At 57.2% G+C, this 17,401-nt stretch carries 19 protein-coding genes; 7 read left to right on the top strand and 12 right to left on the bottom strand.

The features are described from left to right. On the bottom strand, positions 1 to 1,827 hold a 1,827-nt coding region (locus V7680_RS12030), incomplete at its 3' end, for a 2-oxoacid:acceptor oxidoreductase subunit alpha (RefSeq protein ID WP_335653519.1). Between the two features lie 182 nt (positions 1,828 to 2,009). Between V7680_RS12030 and V7680_RS12035 the strand changes: the two genes are divergently transcribed. Genes V7680_RS12035 through V7680_RS12045 form a run of 3 tightly spaced genes read left to right on the top strand, consistent with a single transcriptional unit; the run spans position 2,010 to position 4,413 of the window. After that, positions 2,010 to 2,954 (top strand): alpha/beta hydrolase, encoded by a 945-nt coding sequence (locus V7680_RS12035; RefSeq protein WP_335653520.1) that lies wholly within the window; start codon positions 2,010 to 2,012, stop codon positions 2,952 to 2,954. Further along, on the top strand, positions 2,951 to 3,439 hold the full coding sequence (locus tag V7680_RS12040; protein ID WP_335653521.1) for an RNA pyrophosphohydrolase: 489 nt from the start codon (positions 2,951 to 2,953) through the stop codon (positions 3,437 to 3,439). Before V7680_RS12035 ends, V7680_RS12040 begins: the two co-directional genes overlap by 4 nt. A gap of 23 nt (positions 3,440 to 3,462) precedes the next feature. Continuing rightward, positions 3,463 to 4,413: a DUF481 domain-containing protein gene (locus tag V7680_RS12045; protein ID WP_335653522.1), complete on the top strand. Its 951-nt coding sequence runs from the start codon at positions 3,463 to 3,465 to the stop codon at positions 4,411 to 4,413. A gap of 20 nt (positions 4,414 to 4,433) precedes the next feature. Here V7680_RS12045 and V7680_RS12050 read toward each other — a convergent pair whose 3' ends face one another. The 5 genes from V7680_RS12050 to V7680_RS12070 form a co-directional block, all read right to left on the bottom strand. Then, positions 4,434 to 4,964 carry a tetratricopeptide repeat protein gene (locus V7680_RS12050; protein ID WP_335653523.1) on the bottom strand — a complete coding sequence of 177 codons (531 nt, stop codon included), beginning with the start codon at positions 4,962 to 4,964 and terminating at the stop codon, positions 4,434 to 4,436. Between the two features lie 69 nt (positions 4,965 to 5,033). Then, positions 5,034 to 6,212, bottom strand: a complete 1,179-nt coding sequence (locus V7680_RS12055; RefSeq protein WP_335653524.1) for an RsmB/NOP family class I SAM-dependent RNA methyltransferase — start codon at positions 6,210 to 6,212, stop codon at positions 5,034 to 5,036. Beyond that, positions 6,209 to 6,427: a hypothetical protein gene (locus V7680_RS12060; protein WP_335653525.1), complete on the bottom strand. Its 219-nt coding sequence runs from the start codon at positions 6,425 to 6,427 to the stop codon at positions 6,209 to 6,211. The genes V7680_RS12055 and V7680_RS12060 overlap by 4 nt, the downstream gene beginning before the upstream one ends. A gap of 9 nt (positions 6,428 to 6,436) precedes the next feature. Then, a complete protein-coding gene (guaB, locus tag V7680_RS12065; RefSeq protein ID WP_335653526.1) occupies positions 6,437 to 7,915 on the bottom strand; it encodes an IMP dehydrogenase in 1,479 nt (492 codons plus the stop codon). A gap of 50 nt (positions 7,916 to 7,965) precedes the next feature. Then, positions 7,966 to 9,468: a M28 family peptidase gene (locus V7680_RS12070; RefSeq protein WP_335653527.1), complete on the bottom strand. Its 1,503-nt coding sequence runs from the start codon at positions 9,466 to 9,468 to the stop codon at positions 7,966 to 7,968. A gap of 102 nt (positions 9,469 to 9,570) precedes the next feature. On the opposite strand from V7680_RS12070, the gene V7680_RS12075 reads away from it, so the two are divergent. Continuing rightward, the gene (locus tag V7680_RS12075; protein ID WP_335653528.1) at positions 9,571 to 10,533 is read left to right on the top strand and encodes an SPFH domain-containing protein; all 963 of its coding nucleotides are present in this window, start codon (positions 9,571 to 9,573) and stop codon (positions 10,531 to 10,533) included. A gap of 30 nt (positions 10,534 to 10,563) precedes the next feature. After that, positions 10,564 to 11,043, top strand: a complete 480-nt coding sequence (locus V7680_RS12080; protein ID WP_335653529.1) for an NfeD family protein — start codon at positions 10,564 to 10,566, stop codon at positions 11,041 to 11,043. Here V7680_RS12080 and V7680_RS12085 read toward each other — a convergent pair. Together V7680_RS12085 and V7680_RS12090 are read right to left on the bottom strand one after the other, a co-directional pair. Beyond that, on the bottom strand, positions 11,033 to 11,413 hold the full coding sequence (locus tag V7680_RS12085) for a hypothetical protein (RefSeq protein ID WP_335653530.1): 381 nt from the start codon (positions 11,411 to 11,413) through the stop codon (positions 11,033 to 11,035). The genes V7680_RS12080 and V7680_RS12085 overlap by 11 nt on opposite strands. A 27-nt stretch (positions 11,414 to 11,440) precedes the next feature. After that, positions 11,441 to 12,016: a DUF937 domain-containing protein gene (locus V7680_RS12090; RefSeq protein ID WP_335653531.1), complete on the bottom strand. Its 576-nt coding sequence runs from the start codon at positions 12,014 to 12,016 to the stop codon at positions 11,441 to 11,443. Positions 12,017 to 12,264: 248 nt separating this feature from the next. Here V7680_RS12090 and V7680_RS12095 point away from each other — a divergent pair, with 248 nt between their 5' ends. Both V7680_RS12095 and V7680_RS12100 read left to right on the top strand, forming a co-directional pair. Beyond that, positions 12,265 to 12,630, top strand: a complete 366-nt coding sequence (locus V7680_RS12095; RefSeq protein ID WP_335653532.1) for a DUF3597 domain-containing protein — start codon at positions 12,265 to 12,267, stop codon at positions 12,628 to 12,630. 40 nt (positions 12,631 to 12,670) lie between these two features. Beyond that, the gene (locus tag V7680_RS12100; RefSeq protein WP_335653533.1) at positions 12,671 to 13,351 is read left to right on the top strand and encodes a uracil-DNA glycosylase; all 681 of its coding nucleotides are present in this window, start codon (positions 12,671 to 12,673) and stop codon (positions 13,349 to 13,351) included. Here the strand turns inward: V7680_RS12100 and aguB are convergent. The 4 genes from aguB to V7680_RS12120 form a co-directional block, all read right to left on the bottom strand. After that, positions 13,324 to 14,172 carry an N-carbamoylputrescine amidase gene (aguB, locus tag V7680_RS12105; protein WP_335653534.1) on the bottom strand — a complete coding sequence of 283 codons (849 nt, stop codon included), beginning with the start codon at positions 14,170 to 14,172 and terminating at the stop codon, positions 13,324 to 13,326. The genes V7680_RS12100 and aguB overlap by 28 nt on opposite strands. 18 nt (positions 14,173 to 14,190) lie before the next feature. Then, entirely contained in the window at positions 14,191 to 15,042 is an 852-nt protein-coding gene (locus V7680_RS12110) for a class I SAM-dependent methyltransferase (protein WP_335653535.1), read from the bottom strand. Between the two features lie 46 nt (positions 15,043 to 15,088). Next, on the bottom strand, positions 15,089 to 16,111 hold the full coding sequence (locus tag V7680_RS12115) for an agmatine deiminase family protein (RefSeq protein ID WP_335653536.1): 1,023 nt from the start codon (positions 16,109 to 16,111) through the stop codon (positions 15,089 to 15,091). Positions 16,112 to 16,126: 15 nt separating this feature from the next. Continuing rightward, positions 16,127 to 17,401 (bottom strand): M28 family metallopeptidase (locus V7680_RS12120; protein WP_335653537.1); only part of this gene is annotated, 1,275 nt, incomplete at its 5' end.

A 17,401-nucleotide genomic window follows, 5' to 3' on the forward strand; every position in this document is an offset into this window, starting at 1 on the left:
CTTGTTCACCGGCTTCGCATCGACCAGATATTGATCGCGCAAGATTGTCTTCAACTGCCCAGTGTTCATTTCCGGCACAATGATCCGGTCAAAGCTCTTGAGCAGTTCTCCGAGATTTTTCGGCAGTGGCCAGATATTACGGATATGGACGTGGGCGACATCCTTGCCCGCTGCGCCTGCTCGCGACACCGCCTGATGGATCGGACCATAAGTCGAACCCCAGCCGACGACCGCCAGCTTGGCACCCGCATTGCCGTAGGCAAGATCCTGATCGGCTATGCTATCCGCAACGCCAAGCACCTTGTCGCGCCGGATTTCGGTCATCGTCTGGTGGTTGGCCGGACCATATTCGATATGGCCGGTATCCACGCCTTTTTCGATTCCACCAATCCGGTGCATCAATCCCTTGGTTCCGGGCTTGATCCACGGCCGTTTGAGATTTTCATCGCGACTGTAAGGCAGCAATGGCCCATCGGGCTTCTCGGTCATGAAGCTGACCGGGAAACGCTCGAGCGTATCTACATCGGGAATTTTCCAGGGCTCGGCGGCATTGGCGATATAGCCGTCGGTCAGCAACATCACCGGAGTCATATATTGTACCGCGATCCGCACCGCTTCGATAGCACAATAGAATGCGTCTTCTGGCGAACGCGCTGCAATCACCGGCATCGGCGCATCGCCGTTGCGGCCGTAGACCGCCTGGTAAAGATCGGATTGTTCGGTCTTGGTCGGCAGGCCGGTGGACGGGCCGCCGCGCTGTGAATTGACGATCACCAGCGGCAATTCGGTCATGATCGCCAGCCCCATGGCTTCGCCTTTCAGCGCGATACCCGGACCGGAAGAAGATGTGATACCCAGACTACCGGCATAGCTTGCCCCAATCGCAGCGGTAATCGCGGCGATCTCGTCTTCGGCCTGGAAGGTGGTGACACCGAATTCTTTCAGCCGGGAAAGATGGTGAAGGATCGCCGAGGCCGGCGTGATCGGATAGCCACCGAAAAACATCGGCAGGCCCGCCAGCTGCGCGCCGGCGACCAGTCCGAGCGAAAGTGATTCCGCTCCGGTTACCGTCCGGTATGTCCCCGCATCGGCAGGAGCGCGGGCGACTTTATGCGGTGTAATATGTCCGGCACCGAGGCCGTCGCCAGAAATTTCTGCGGTTTCGCCATAAGCATGACCGGCGTTGAGGGCGGCAATATTTGCGTCTGCAATATCCGGCAGCTTGGCAAATTTGCTTTTCAGCCATTGGACGATCGGTTCGCGATCGCGTTCAAACATCCACAAGGCGAGACCAAGCGTCCACATATTCTTGCAGCGCAGCGCTTCCTTGTTGCCGAGGCCGAAAGGCTTCACCGCGTCGAGCGTCAGCTGCGAAATATTGAGCTTGAGCAATTGCCATTTGGCCAGCGAGCCATCTTCCAGCGGATTGGTCTCATAATGGGCCTTGTCGAGATTGCGCTTTCCGAATTCGCCTTCGTCGGCAATCACCAGGCCACCGGCGCGAACCGCCTCGACATTGGTTTTCAGCGCAGCCGGGTTCATCGCGATCAGCACATCCGGCTGGTCACCAGCGGTTTCAATCGCGCGAGAGCCAAAGTTGATCTGAAATGCGGAAACACCGAACAGCGTCCCTTGGGGCGCTCGGATTTCTGCCGGAAAATCCGGAAAAGTCGCCAGATCGTTACCGGCGAGTGCGGTCGAGAGGGTGAACTGCCCTCCGGTCAATTGCATCCCGTCGCCGCTATCTCCGGCAAAGCGGACGACGACATTCTCTGCACCGTCTGGGTGGGGACTATTGGGTTCTTCCTGCTTCACTGCGGTGGCCATGATAGATTTTCCGTGCCTTTGCTTATTATTACGCAACCCGCTCTAGAGCAGCAATGCTGCCCGCTTCAAACCACAAAAACTAATAGGGATAAAGCATTTGTTTGGGCGGCGCGTCCGGATTAGCGCTTGCCTAGTGAACATCGCCTGATCTAATCGACCAATTAACTGGTTGGAGAAGACAGATGACTGATGCTTATGTACGCCCCGATGTGCAGATGATTTTGACGATGCTGGCGCAATCCGATCAACCGCTGATGTCGGAAGTGGAACCGGCAGCAGCTCGCGAAATGTACAATGTGATGGCCGCGATGCTCGAAGCCGACGCGGTCGATCTGGCGCGGATAGAGAATCTGTCCTGCCCCGGTCCAGCCGGTGACATAGCGCTCCGCCTATATGACAGTCAGGCTGAGCGCAGCGCGGAAACGCCGGTCATCATCTTCTATCATGGCGGCGGCTTTGTGATCGGCGATCTCGAATCACACCATAGCTTCTGCACCTATATTTCGCGCGAGATGGACCTCCCGGTCATTGCAGTCGATTATCGGCTGGCGCCGGAAGCCCCTTTCCCGGCAGCACCGGAGGACAGCCTGGCTGCGACGCGATGGATCGCAGACAATCAGGAGCAGTTGAAGCTTAAAATCAGCGGCTTGATTCCCTGCGGCGATAGCGCCGGTGGAAATCTGGCATTGGTGGTCGCACAAGTGTTTGCAACCGAGCCGGCTGCCGTTCCTGTTGTTGCACAATTTCCCATCTACCCCGCGACCCGCATGGACGCAGAGGGTGGATCGATGGACGAATTTGCCGAAGGCTTCCTGCTGACCAAGGCGAGCATGGAATATTTCGACCTCCAATATGCGCCAAAAGACGATGACACACTCGTTTCACCATATCTCGGCGACCTTGCCAAAACACCGCCAACGGTGCTGGTAACCGCCGGCCTCGATCCATTGCGCGACCAAGGCCGCGACTATGCTGCCGATCTGATCCGCCACGGCGTGAACACGCATTTCATCGAAATGGCCGGCAATGTTCATGGCTTCATCAATATCCGCAAGGCAGTGCCTTCGGCCCAGCAGGATGTCGACAAGATGATTGCAGCCTGGAAAACACTGCTCGCCAGCCTGTGAAGGATTATAGCAAACTCCCATACCGCCCCTGTGCCGGTATCATGCTCGCCAACCGCGAGGGACAAGTGTTCGTCGGCCAGAGACTCGACGCCGCCGACAGCCTATATCCCGACGCGTGGCAGATGCCGCAGGGCGGAATAGACAAAGGCGAGAAAGCCGAAGCGGCCGCCTTGCGAGAGCTCCGCGAAGAAACCGGCGTGGTTGCGGACCATGTTCAGATAATTGGCCGCAGCACCGAGGAATATCTCTACGATCTTCCCGACGAACTGCTCGGCAAGATCTGGAAAGGCAAATATCGCGGCCAGCGACAAAGCTGGTTCCTGTTGCGTTTCACCGGTGAAGACGATCATATCAATATCCGGACCGAGCATCCCGAGTTTCTCAATTGGAAATGGACAGATCCCGCGGGCTTGCCAGATATCATCGTTCCCTTCAAAAGGGACCTGTATCGCGCGGTTCTCAAAGAATTTGGACCGCTGATTTAATCACCACTATCCGGGATGCATTTATGTCTAGACCAGCCTTAGCGACCGCAATCCTCGCTGCGGCGAGCATTTCCACGCCAGCTTCGGCTGCGCTCCCCGATCCCGTAAAAGCGATGATCGAGGCCGCCATCGCTTCCGGCAACAAGCAAGACGTAATCGCCGTTGTGAAAATCGCAAAAGCGACAAATCCGGATGACCTCGTCGAAATTAATTCTCTCATGGCTGAGTATAATGCCGAACTGGCAGAGCAAGCCAAGGCGGCGCTGCGCGAAAAGCAGGAGGCCGGCTTGTTTGAAAACTGGAAAGGGCAAGGTGAGCTGGGTGGCTTTCGTTCGACCGGAAACACCAGCAATTTAGGCGTCAGCGGTGGCATCAAGCTGGTCAAGGACGCCGTCAAATGGCGGATGAACTTTCAGGCGCGGGCCAACTACGAACGCAATAAGGGTAAAACCACTCGCGATCAGGTCAGCGCCACCATCGAGCCGAACTACAAGTTCGACAAAAGGCTTTACGCCTATGGGCTTGCGCAGTTTGAACGGGATCGTCTTCAGGGCTTTTCCGCTCGCTACACATTATCAGGCGGCCTCGGTTACGAGCTGGTCAAAACCAAAGATGTCAGACTCGCCGTCAAAGCCGGCCCCGCCATACGCATCACCGATTTTTCAGGCGGCGACACCAAAAGCAGCCTTGCCGCCCTGGTCGGGCTCGATTTTGACTGGAAGATTTCCGACCATCTCAAATTCTCCCAGGATGCAGGCGGCACCTATGCCAGCGATGCACAGGGGTTTACCTCGGCGGTTGCCGTCATCGACAGCGACAACACGACCTTTACCGCCACATCGGCGCTCGATGCGAAATTGATCGGCAGCCTTTCGACCCGCCTTTCCTATACGATCGAGCATGAAACCAACCCGAAAATTGGTCGCGCCAAAACCGATACGCTTAGCCGCGCATCTCTGGTCTATGATTTTTGAAATTCCCGAAGGACGGCTAGTCAGGGCGTTTCTGTAGCCGGTTTTTCATCACCGATTTGCGGCTTTGGCGTGACCGCTTCTGCCGACAATACCGGTTTCTTGTCCGCTAGCTTGATCGCCGAGGCCAGCTGATCGGTTTGCGTACAGCGCGACCGGCACAATGTTTCAATCCGCGACAGATTGACGCGCGCTTTTTCGGTGGCACCGCGCTGGATCAGAGCCTCGCCCTGCCCAGCCAATGCGTCGAGATTGTTCGGATCGAGGATGAGCGCTTCACGATACAGTCTGATCGCTTTTCCGGGCATCTGCTGAACCCGGGCGATTTGCGCCAAAGCGATGAAGGCCGAACCATTGCGGGGATCAACAACCAGTGATGTTTCATAAAGGTCCGCCGCGAGATCGAGCTCGCCGCGTTTTTGCGCAGCTTCGCCCAATTGCATATATTCTACCGAGCGCTGCTTGATGTCGATATCGGCAGACTGGCCAAAACTGGCGCTGGAAACCGTAGCAAAAACGAGGGACAAGGCGACAACGGCCGGTGAAAAACGCATAATCAGCTCCAATAGATTCTCGCGACCATAGCCAGACTCATCTGCATGCTGGCTTAACATGATTTGCTATCACAATTTTTCGAGGCACGTAAAATAAAAGCCATCCGTTCCGTCATGATACGGTGAAAAAAGAGTGCCTTTACGATATGAGCGGCCAAGCGGCAAATCAATCGCTATTTCCCGCCATTGTGGATGGTTTGCAAGGAATTTGTCGGTCTGGTCACCGCCTTCCGCGTCGAGCAGCGAACAGACGGCGTAAACCAGCCGCCCGCCAGGCTTCACCATTTCACTACCGAGATCCATCAGCCTTTGCTGCAATTCTGTTGTGTGATCGAGCCTTTTTGGCGACATCCGCCAGCGAAGTTCGGGATTACGCCGCCAGGTTCCCGTTCCGCTGCAAGGCGCATCAATCAGCACCAGATCGCAGCTCACTTTCAGATGATCCAATGCTTCGATTTCTTTCCCGGGCGCGAGCAATATAGTCTCGATATTCCGTGCACTAGCCCTGCGCTTGCGAGGATCTATCCGGCTCAGCCGCCCGCGATCTGTGTCCGCAGCAATGATCCGGGTGTCCGAGGGAAGCATGGCCGCCAAAGCAAGGGTTTTTCCGCCGGCGCCGGCGCATAGATCAAGGGCCAGCTTCGGCTTGGCAGCAGCGCCAGCCATGGCGATCGCCTGACTACCAAGATCCTGAATTTCGATTGCTCCTTCGCGGAACAGCGTCTTGTCCTCCAATTGGGTGCCGGTGGGAAGCTCATAGCTATGTGGCAGAGCAAGCGCGACTGCGTCCGGCCAAGCCGATTTAACTTCCAGATCCGTGGAACGCTGGCCGTTGACCCGGACATGGAGCGGCGCACGGTCGAACAGCGCCTTGCGTTCGGTCTCGTCGATCAAACTGGCAAACCGGTCGGCCAGCCAATCCGGTATTTGCGCGCCGCTGGCGATAGCTTCATCGGCCTCAATCGCAGCGGGACCATATGCAGTACCGGTAAAAAGCTCTCGCAACTCCGGCTGCTCGGCCATCAGACCAAGCATGGCCTGCCTGCCGCTTTCCGGCCGGTCGCCCCAGCGCCGGATCGCGGAATAAACAAGCTCCCGAATAGCGCGCCGATCACCCGACCCAGCATAACGTCGTTCCTTGAAAAATTTCTTCGCGATATTGTCGGCCGACGCCCCATTGTCGCGAGCTGCGGCAATGATCCAGTCGAGCATCTCTATCGCGGCTTGCAGCCGTGCCGAGGGGGTCACTTGTCCATGCGATCGTCAGCATCGAAACAATAATAGACCACGCGCGCATCCGAACCATATTCCGTGTCGATCATCGCTTTCCGCTCCCAAGCGCCTTCTTCACAGCCTTCAACCGTCGCATAGACATCGTTCATCCACAGCGGCTTCTCTTCCGCCTGCCCCGCAGGCCAGACCAACATCAGCAACAATATTTTCGCTTCGATTATGAAATTCATTCAAAGCTCCTAGCGAGTGGGGTAATTTGGCGCTTCTCTGGTAATTGCGACGTCATGGACGTGGCTTTCCTGCAATCCGGCATTGGTGATCCGGACGAACTCAGCCCGTTCGCGCAGGTCTTCGAGCGTCGCCGAACCGGTATAGCCCATTGCCGCTTTCACGCCGCCAACCAGCTGATGGATCACGTCACGCGCAGGTCCCTTGAAAGGCACCTGCCCTTCGATTCCTTCCGGCACCAATTTCATATGGTCCTTGATGTCCTGCTGGAAATAGCGATCTGCCGATCCGCGCGCCATCGCGCCGACCGAACCCATGCCGCGATAGCTTTTGTAGGCTCGTCCCTGGTAGAGGAAGGTTTCCCCCGGCGCTTCTTCGGTCCCTGCAAGCAGCGATCCGATCATCACGGCTGACGCGCCAGCGGCCAATGCTTTCGCAACATCGCCCGAGGTCCGCAATCCGCCATCGGCGATCACCGGAATACCGGATTTTGCGGCTTCTTCCGCACAATCTATGATCGCTGTCAGCTGAGGAACGCCGACACCGGCGACAACCCGTGTCGTGCAGATCGAACCCGGTCCGATACCGACCTTGATACCGTCCGCTCCGGCATCGATCAGCGCGCGGGTCGCGGCGGCGGTCGCCACGTTCCCGGCAATGATCTGGGCGCCGTTCGAGCGTTTCTTGATGTCTTCCACGGCGCGCGCCACCATGGCGCTGTGACCGTGAGCGGTATCGATAATGATCAGATCGCACTCTGCGTCGATCAGCGCCTGGGTACGCTCGAGTCCCGCTTCGCCAACGGTAGAGGCTGCTGCCACGCGCAAGCGGCCTGTGCCGTCCTTGGTTGCGTTGGGATAGGTGACCGCTTTTTCGATATCCTTGACCGTGATCAGGCCAATGCAGCGATAATCATTGTCCACCACCAGCAATTTTTCAATCCGGCGCTGGTGCAAGGTACGCCGCGCCTCTTCCTGACTCACCCCGGCCGGAACCGTGGCAAGATTGTCTTTGGTCATCAATTCCGAAATCAGCTGCTTGGGGTTTTCCGCAAAACGGACATCACGGTTGGTCAATATGCCAACCAGTTTCCCGGATTTCTCGACCACCGGAATACCCGATATCCGGTTCTGCTCCATCGTCGCCTGGGCTTCCGCCAAAGTAGCATCAGGGGCGATGGTAATCGGGTTGACCACCATACCGGATTCAAAACGCTTCACTTGCCGCACGGCGGCGGTCTGCTGAGCTATGGTCAGATTACGGTGCAACACGCCAATGCCGCCCATTTGCGCCATGACGATCGCCATATCCGACTCGGTCACGGTATCCATGGCGGAGGAGAGAACCGGAATATTCAGCCCGATCAGCTTCGTCAGATTGGTTTTCGTATTGGCCTGGCTCGGCACGATCTCGGACGCAGCAGGTTGCAACAGGACATCGTCAAAGGTCAGTCCCAATCGAATTTCGTTATGCTTGCCTGGCCTGCTCATGATTGCCACTTTCCGATGTGCTGAATGTGATTCTGTGGCGGCCCATGTAATCAGTTATCGGCTCCGCCGCTAGTGGCTAATCCGGGATAAGTGCCAGTGGAGGAAAAATAACGTCCCAGCGCGACATGGAAATTGGCATCGGCGGCCGCTCCCGCCAGCAACAAGTCCTTGTTCACTTCATCGCTAACATCATGATAGGGCCCGTTGATAAAGGCCTGCAGTCGCTCTTTGTCGGCAAAAGCGCTGGTAATCATAAAGGCCGGGATATCGCGCTCGGTAAAAACATAGCCGTCCTGACGCCTAAGATAGGCATCTGATGTGCCGCTTCGGTCAATCTCGCGCCCCTCCTGTGCGGCGACGGTTTCAATATCTCTGTCCAGCCCGGACTTGCCAAGGCCGATTACCGCAATCAATTTCTTGTCGTCCGAAAGCGCGACTGTGTCGGCGTTGAAGACCGCAACCAGATTTTCGAGCGCAACCGCTGGATTCCGGACAAACGCACGCGCGCCGAGCAGGCCTTTTTCCTCGGCGGTGGTCGCGAGAAAATAGATGTCCCGATCATGATCATCTGCAGACAGCCTCTTTGCGGTCTCTATCAACAGTGATATCCCGCTCGCATTGTCGATCGCACCATTGCAGATACGATCCTCATCCGGATTCAGCGGGTCTTCGATGCGGCATTCGCCAAAATGGTCCCAATGCCCCATGTACAGCAACGCCCCGCGCTTCGGATTTGTACCGGCAATCTTTCCGATGACATTGTGCGAAGTATAGGTGCGAACCTGCGTCTCGACCGTCGCGTCTGCGCTCGCGCCCAAGTCAACGATAGAGATAGTGGCCCGATCAGCCAACAAGCTTTCGGCGTCCAGACCGTATTTCCCGGACAGCTTGCTGAACTGATCAAGGTTGATTAACCCTTCGAACGCCGCATGATCTTCCGGATCGGTCAGGACGGTTGCTCCTTGCTGATAGGAGCGCAATATTCTTGGCCAGCGCTTCTGATCGTCAACGATGGCAATCACACCGACCGCTCCGTTGCGGATCAGCTGGCGTTTGCGATTAAGAAAGCTGGCATCATCATTCTTATCATCGGGTGGATTGATCGGAAGCAATACAAGCTTTCCGGCGACAGGCATCGCATCCAGCCCTAGCCCGGGATCAGCATAGCCAGCGAAGACAACCGGCATATCGGATTGCCGGAAGGATGGATCACCGCTCCGCAAGATGATCTCGTCTTCACGCAGCCGAATATTTTTGCCACGAGCCGTGTCCGAAAAATATATCTGCGAGGTCTCCGGGATCCGCTCCACCAGCGAGACCGGCGCATACCATGAACCCGGCTCGCCTGCCGGTTTCAGTCCAGCGGCTGACCATTGTGTAGCGATATAATTGACGGCCTTGTTCTCACCCGTCGTGCCGGGTTTTCGTCCCTCAAATGCGTCACCCGCCAATATCTCGATGTGGCGAAGCAAATCCGCTTCGCTTATCGACTCGGCACGCAGTCCGACCGAAAAAAGCAGACCCGATAAAACCAAAGCGGCAATGAAACGCATTGTAACAACAACCCTCTTTCTAACCCGAATAATTCGCTTTTCCCTTGGCATTATCCCGCAAATAATCAATGACAATGAGACGGTTCGCAAGGGAGAATGGAAATGGGCGTTTCACTGTTATTATTGGTGCTATTGGTCACCATCATCTATCTTTTTGCGAGCATCAAGATCGTCCGGCAAGGCTATCACTATACAATCGAATATTTTGGCCGCTTCACGACGACCGCCCAGCCGGGATTCAATTTCTATCCGGCATTTCTTTATCGCGTCGGCCGCAAGGTCAACATGATGGAACAGGTGCTGGATATTCCCGGACAGGAAATCATCACCAAGGACAATGCGATGATCTCCACCGACGGCGTGGTGTTCTTCCAGGTGCTCGATGCTGCCAAGGCCGCCTACGAGGTCAACGATCTCTACAACGCGATCCTCAACCTCGTCACCACCAACCTGCGCACGGTCATGGGTTCGATGGACCTTGATGAAACACTCTCCAAGCGCGACGAGATCAACGGACGGCTGCTGACCGTGATCGACGATGCCACGACGCCATGGGGGATCAAGATCACCCGGGTCGAAATCAAGGACATCCGTCCGCCGCAGGATATCATCAACGCAATGGCCAGGCAGATGAAGGCAGAGCGTGAAAAACGCGCCAACATCCTCGATGCTGAAGGAGCACGCGCCTCCGAAATCCTGCGCTCCGAAGGCGAGAAGCAGGGACAGATTTTGCAGGCTGAAGGCCGCAAGGAAGCTGCATTCCTCGATGCCGAGGCCCGCGAACGCGAAGCTCAGGCCGAGGCAAAAGCAACCCAGATGGTGTCCGAAGCCATTGCCGGCGGCAACGCGCAGGCGATCAACTATTTTGTCGCTCAGGATTATGTGAAGGCGGTCGAGAAATTCGCTACGTCGCCGAACGCGAAAACCATATTATTCCCGATCGAAGCCACGCAGCTCATCGGCACATTGGGTGGCATCGGCGCTTTGGCCAAAGAAGCACTGGGCGAGAATACCCAGATGTTTTCGCCACCAGCACGCAAAGGTCCTTTCGACAACAAGGATTAAGTGAGGCAACAAGGGAACAGAGCATAGGCAATGGATGACTTCACCATCAACAATCCGGAATATGTCTGGCTAAGCCTAGCCGCGCTGCTTGCGCTGGCGGAGCTGTTCGTGCCCGGCGTTTTTCTGATCTGGGTGGCGGCAGCAGCGGCAATGACCGGGATCCTGTCACTGTTTATCGACATGACCTTTGCCGGTCAGCTTACCGTATTTGGCCTGTCGACCATAGCCGCAGTGCTCGGTGGCCGGCGCTGGTATCTGACCCACAATGTCGAAAGCGAAAGCCCTCTGCTCAACAATCGTTCTGCGCAACTGGTCGGACGGACCGTAACCGTTGTGGAGGCGATTTCTGCCACCAGCGGACGGGTGAAGGTCGCCGATGGCGAATGGAAAGCCAAAGGGCCGAACATGAAAAAAGGGACAATCGCAAAGGTCGCGGCAGTCGAAGGCGGTGTCCTCCGGCTGGAAGCGCTGGAAGACACCGCAATATTGGATTCCAAACCTACTTCTTGAAGAAGCCCTTCGCCATATTGGTGATGTCATTGATCGGGTTGCCATCGCCATCGCGGTCGAGGAAACTGGTCGCCTTGCCGAGCAGACCTTCTTTACCGGTAAGCTTGTCCATCAGACTCCCCTCACCATCAAGACCGGCTTTTTCGGCCAGTGCCGGCAACAAGCCTTTGAGCTTTTCAGCGTCAACACCCGCTTCAGCAGCGGCTTCCTTGATCGCGGTCATCTTGTCGGTGCTGCCATCACGCAATTTTGCAAACAGCGCTTCTCCGCCTTTTTTCGCTTCGTCGGCCGTCATCCCGGCTTTTTCCGCGATGTCATCAAGACTGAAATTTTCGGGCAGCATATCCATAATTTTTTCGAGCATGCTCATAATCTATTTCCTTCAATAGAGGTAAGGTTAGCGTACCAGCTTTCCGGCCATTCCGATAATATCATCTAGCGGATTGCCGTCGCCGTTCAGATCGAGCATCGAGGCGATACCGCCAAGGCCACCCGAAGATGCCTTGCTGCCGCCGCCGAGCAAACCGCCGATCAAGCCACCCAGTCCGCCACCGTTACCAGCGCTGCCAGTGCTCTCTTTGGCCATATATCCTGCCACCATCATGGCAACGACCGGCAACATTTTCTTCAGCAGATCGCTGCTGATTCCGGTCTGCTGTTCTGCGCCCGCCGCGACGGTCCGGCTCACTTCTTTCGAACCGAAAATCTGGCCGAGCACATCATTGCCTTTTTCAACCGGAGTAGGCTGCGTACCGAGCACGCTGTCGAGCAGTCCGCCGCCACCGAGTTGGCCCAGCAATCCGCCGAGACCGTCCAGTCCGCTTGGCTGCGCCTGCGTCGTTTTCTTAAAGCCGCCCAATATGGCGGGCAGCAATGCTGCGGCGCCCGCTTGTGCGACGCTTTCGTTGACACCCAGTTCCTTGGCCATCGTGCCAATGCCGCCCGACTGCTGCAACATATCCATAATATTCATCGTCGCTCTCCTTCATTGCCGTGACGGCATGGTTCGATTCTTTACTTGTCAGGACCTTAGCATATTTTTGCGGCAGAAACTGGCCAATCCGCAGTTTTACGAGTGTTTACACCTTTGGCGTGGCGGATAAGCGCCGTTGCGGGAGAAGGGCAATTGACTCCGCGACGGCTAGCACCGAGATATCCATTCAAGGGCGCGGTCACGTGAAGGCGGAACCGCAAGGCCCCTAAAATATAAAGGAACAAGACATGAGCATTTTTGGAAAAATCAAGAACGCGATTTTTGGCGGCGAAGCCAAGGCAGCAGAACCTGAAGTCGCGGCAACACCGGTTGCAGCAGCCCCGGCTCAACGCGCGGCGATCAGCGAAGTAGACGTTGCTTCGCGGCTCGACAGTATCCCGGGCTCCGACAAGCTTAACTGGCGCACGTCGATTGTCGACCTGATGAAGCTGGTCCAGATCGATGCCAGCTATGGCAACCGCAAGGAACTGGCGCAGGAACTCGGCAACAGCGATTATAGCGGTTCGGCTGAAGACAATATCCTGCTGCACAAGCAGGTCATGAACAAGATCGCCGCAGCGGGCGGTATTGTTCCGGCTGAACTGAAAGACTAATCATCTGGACGACAAGTCCGTTTGAAATTAGGCGGGGGCTGTGAGCGATCATAGCCCCCTTCTTTTTGCCCCTCTTCCTGCTGCAGAAGCCCCGAAGGGTTGCCGCCGCTGCCCCAGACTGGTCGGCTTGCGAAAATTCCTGCGTAAGGACCATCCGGACTGGTGGAATGCACCCGTCCCCGCCTTTGGTGACCCGAAGGCATGGCTGGCTGTCGTCGGCCTCGCTCCCGGCACGGAGGGCGCTAACCGGACCGGCAGGCCGTTTACCGGCGACGCCTCGGGCGAGATGCTGTTCGCTACGTTGACGAAATATGGTTTTGTAAATGGCACATTCGCCAATGACCCCACCGACGGGATCACCCTGAACGGCGCGATCATCCTCAACGCGGTCAAATGCCTGCCGCCCGAGAATAAACCGACCGGTGCCGAAATCAACAATTGCCGTCCCTATTTAGCCAAGGCGCTGGGCGGGTTGCCGGAACTGAAAATCATACTGGCACTAGGCAGGGTCGCCCACGAGAGCATCATTCGCCTGTCCGGCGCAAAGCTCACAGACCATAAATTCGCCCACGGCGCACAGCACGCTCTACCCGATGGCCGCACCCTGATCGACAGCTATCACTGCAGCCGGTATAATGTGAATACCCGGCGATTGACGGTGGAGATGTTTGAAGGGGTGTTCGAGCAGGCTGCCTATTTGTCCTCGGCCAGTCGGCCGTAAAGTTCCGGACGCCGGTCTCTGAAAAATCCCATGCCGGCGCGGTGCTTGCGCGCCTGTTCGAGATCGAATGAGGCGACCAGAACGCCGGTTTCCTGCGAGCCATATTCCGTCACCAGATCACCCCATTCATTGGTGATGAAACTGTGGCCGTAGAAAGCCTGTTCTTCCTCCACGCCGATGCGGTTGCTCGCGACCACCGGCATGCAGTTGCTCACCGCATGGCCCTGCATCGCCCGCCGCCACATCCGGCTGGTGTCGAGATCCGCGTCATAGGGTTCGGAACCGATCGCAGTCGGATAGAACAAAACTTCCGCGCCCATCAGCGCCATCGCGCGGGCGGTCTCGGGATACCATTGATCCCAGCAGATGCCGACGCCGATCCGCGTGCCGAACACGTCCCAGGTCTTGAAACCCGAATTGCCGGGGCGGAAATAGAATTTTTCCTCATAGCCGGGGCCATCGGGAATATGGCTTTTGCGATAGACGCCCATGATCTCGCCATCGGGATTGATCATCGCAAGGCTGTTATAATAATGCTGCCCGTCGCGTTCGAAGAAACTGGCCGGAATAGCCACGCCATATTGTTTGGCGAGCTTCTGCATGGCGAGCACCGGCGTGCTTTCGCTTAGCGGCTGGGCCAGAGCGAAAAGCGCCTCGTCCTCGGTCTTGCAAAAATAGGGCCCGGCAAACAGCTCGGGCGGCAGGATGATCTGGGCCCCCTGCTCTGCCGCTTCGGCGATCAGGCCGCTGACGGCATATATATTTGCCTGTTCATCGCCCCCCAGGGGCAGCTGCAGGGCTGCTACGGATATATTGGTCATAGCAGCCCCAATAGCGGCTTAAGGGCGCTTCTTAAACAATAATGTCATCCGGTCGGATTCACCGATCGCCTGATATTTTGCTTTGTCCGCGTCGCCTAGTGCCAGCACCGGAGGCAATGTCCAGACGCCGCGGTCATAGTCGGACGTGTCGGCGGGATTGGCATTGATTTCGGACTCGCTGACCAGTTCAAAACCGTTGAGTTCGAACAGGGCCACGACCGACGCCTGTTTCAGATAGCCCTTGGTGCCATTGGACATCGCATAAGATGCGTCATCTTTGGCCCGGTGCTGGACAATCCCGACCATTCCGTCCTCGGCCAGCATGTCGCGCAGGGCGCGCAATTCGGAGTCGGCCCGGTTTCCGTTGAGCATGCCGTGCAACGAGCGGAATATCAAAATCCGGTCGACCTTGCCCTTCATGTCATCGGGCAGCTCGTCGCTTTCAAAAGCGAGTATCTTGCCAGCATCGACGCCGGTCCACTTGGCTGCTGTCGCCGGGAAGCTTTCGGGCCAGCCCTTGGTCCGTGCTTCCCGGGCCCGGTCGGGAAAGCTGCTGTCGGAACTGTCGGCGTTGATCGCGATATATTGCCCGCTAGTCGCGTGATAGGGCGCCAATACGCGCGTGTACCAGCCGCCACCGGGTCCATATTCGACGACCGTCTGGCCGGGTTTGACACCAAAGAAAGCAAGCGTCTCTGCAGGATGACGATAGGCATCGCGGGCCTTGTCGTCGGCGCGGCGCTCATGTGACAATACCGCCTGCAGGCCGGCGTCGGTCATCGCGGCTCCCTCTTCATGGTGCTTCGCAGCCGCCGGAACGGCCATTCCCAGCATTGCCAGCGCGGCACTCGCCATCAGTAATTTTTTCATATGATTTTCCTCTCAAACAGTCGGGAGTTATTTTCCATGGCTGACACTAGCCCGTCCCCGCCGGGACACAATATGTTATAAAGGGCGAATCGATTTGCGGGATCTGCTGCGATATGCAGTGAAAGCTGCCGCCGCCGCGGAGCAACGCCTGGCTGGACAGCCCGATCACCTTGTGGTCCGGAAACAGCGCCGCGATCTGATCCACGGCCTTGCTGTCATTTGCTGCCCCATATTGCGGAACCGCCACGACCCTGTTGCCGATATAGAAATTCATATAGCTGGCCGGCGCGATATCGCCGTCAAATTCATATCGCCCCGCCGACGGCAAGCGCACGACCTGCAAGCCCGATGCAGCCGCTCGCGCTGCGGCATCGTCAAAAATCTCGGCATTGGGATCATCAGCCGTATCGGCTTGCGGAATGGCGACCATATTCGAGGCAACGAACCGCGCAAGATTGTCGACATGGCCATCGGTATGATCGGCAGCAAGCCCGTCTCCGAGCCAGCAGATATCCTGCACCGCCAGAGCATCGCGCAGCCGCTCGGCGACCTCTTCTTTCCTAAGGCCGTCATTGCGGTTGGGGTTAAGAACGCATTGCGCAGTCGTGATCAGCCGGCCCGCACCATCGCCATCGATAGCGCCGCCTTCCAGTATCCAGTCCTGATCGCTGACCGGCAGGTCGAACCGCCTTGCCAGTCGCCGACCGACATCCTGATCACCGGCCATTTCATATTTGCCGCCCCAGCCGTTGAAGCGGAAGTTGCGGCCGTCAAGGCCATTTGGCCCTGCAATGAAAACCGGCGCGCTATCACGCAGCCAGACATCGCCGAAAGGTTCGACAACCACGTCTACGCATGACTGGACCAGGCCGCGCGCGACATCCGCGTCCGCGGCGTCCCGGCACACCAGAACAACGGTCTCACCGGCACCGTCATCGGCTATCGCATTGGCAAAGGCCGCCACTTCGCGTTGCGCAGCCTCCCGGCCCACCGGCCATTCCGCCGGATCGCCGGGAAAGCCGATCCACACCGCGTGATGCGGTTCCCACTCTGCGGGCCATCTCGTCATGCAGTTCGTCCCGGATCAGTTGCCGGCGCGGCTCTTGTCCCGCGTTGCACGGAATTCGTCGCCTTCGTTCCAGTTCGGCCAGTCTTCGGTCATCGCCAGCATCCGGGCAACGGTATAATAGACTTTCAGATCGCCCATCACGCCGTCCCAGTTCCAGTTTGGATCATATTCGTCCTTCGGACCGTGGTAGCGGTTTTCGGTATAGTCTTTCGAAATCGCTTCACCGGCTTCCCGGCCACCTTCGACGAGATCCTCGCCACCTTCGAAATAGATCATCGGCACGCCCAGCTTGGCAAAGCTGAAATGATCGGACCGATAATAATAGCCCTTCTCCGGTGTCGGTTCGGCTTCGGCCACGCGGCCATCCCCGGTCAGTGCCGCCTCAAGATAGCGGTCGAGACCGGATTTCCCTTTGCCGACAACGATCACGTTTTTGGCAGGGCCAGCCATGCCGAAGGCATCCATGTTCACACCGCCAACGGTCTTGCTCAGCGGATAGATCGGGTTTTGCGCATAATAAGCCGAACCCAGCAGGCCCGACTCCTCGGCGGTCACGGCAAGGAAGATAATGCTGCGATCCGGCGCGCCGGCTTTGACATGGGCCTCCGCCAGAGCGACCAGCGCGGCGGTACCGGTAGCATTGTCGACTGCACCGTTGCAGATATCGTCACCATCGGCTGCCGGCTTGCAGCGGCCGAGATGGTCCCAATGGGCGGTATAGATCACATATTCGTCAGGGCGAGTCTTGCCCTTCAAAATGCCGACGACATTCTTGCTGTCGGTTTTCTTGATATCATTCTCGAGCGAAGCAGATGCTTTCAGCTTCAGGTCAACCGCCTTGAAACCCTTTTTCTTCGCTGCCCCCATTTGCGCGGTCAGGTCCTGCCCCGCCGCCGCGAAAATCTTGGCCGCCGCATCCTTCTGGACCCAGCCGTTCAATTTGGTCTGGTCCGCGCCGCCGTTCGCCGACTGGGCGTAAAATTGTTCACCCGTCCAGCTCGATTCGACAACATTCCAGCCATAAGCTGCCGGATCGGTATCATGGATGATCAAAGCCGCCGCAGCGCCCTGCCGTGCCGCTTCTTCATATTTATAGGTCCAGCGCCCGTAATAGGTCATCGCCCGGCCACCAAATTCGCCTTCAAGGCTTTCGGTGCCGAAGTCGGGATCGTTCACCAATATGACGACGGTTTTGCCTTTGACATCGATCCCGGCGTAATCGTTCCAGCCGCGCTCGGGAGCGTTGATGCCATAGCCGACAAACACCATGTCGCTGCCGGCAACGTCAAT

This window comes from Parasphingorhabdus sp. (assembly GCF_036963705.1).
Lineage (GTDB): Bacteria > Pseudomonadota > Alphaproteobacteria > Sphingomonadales > Sphingomonadaceae > Parasphingorhabdus.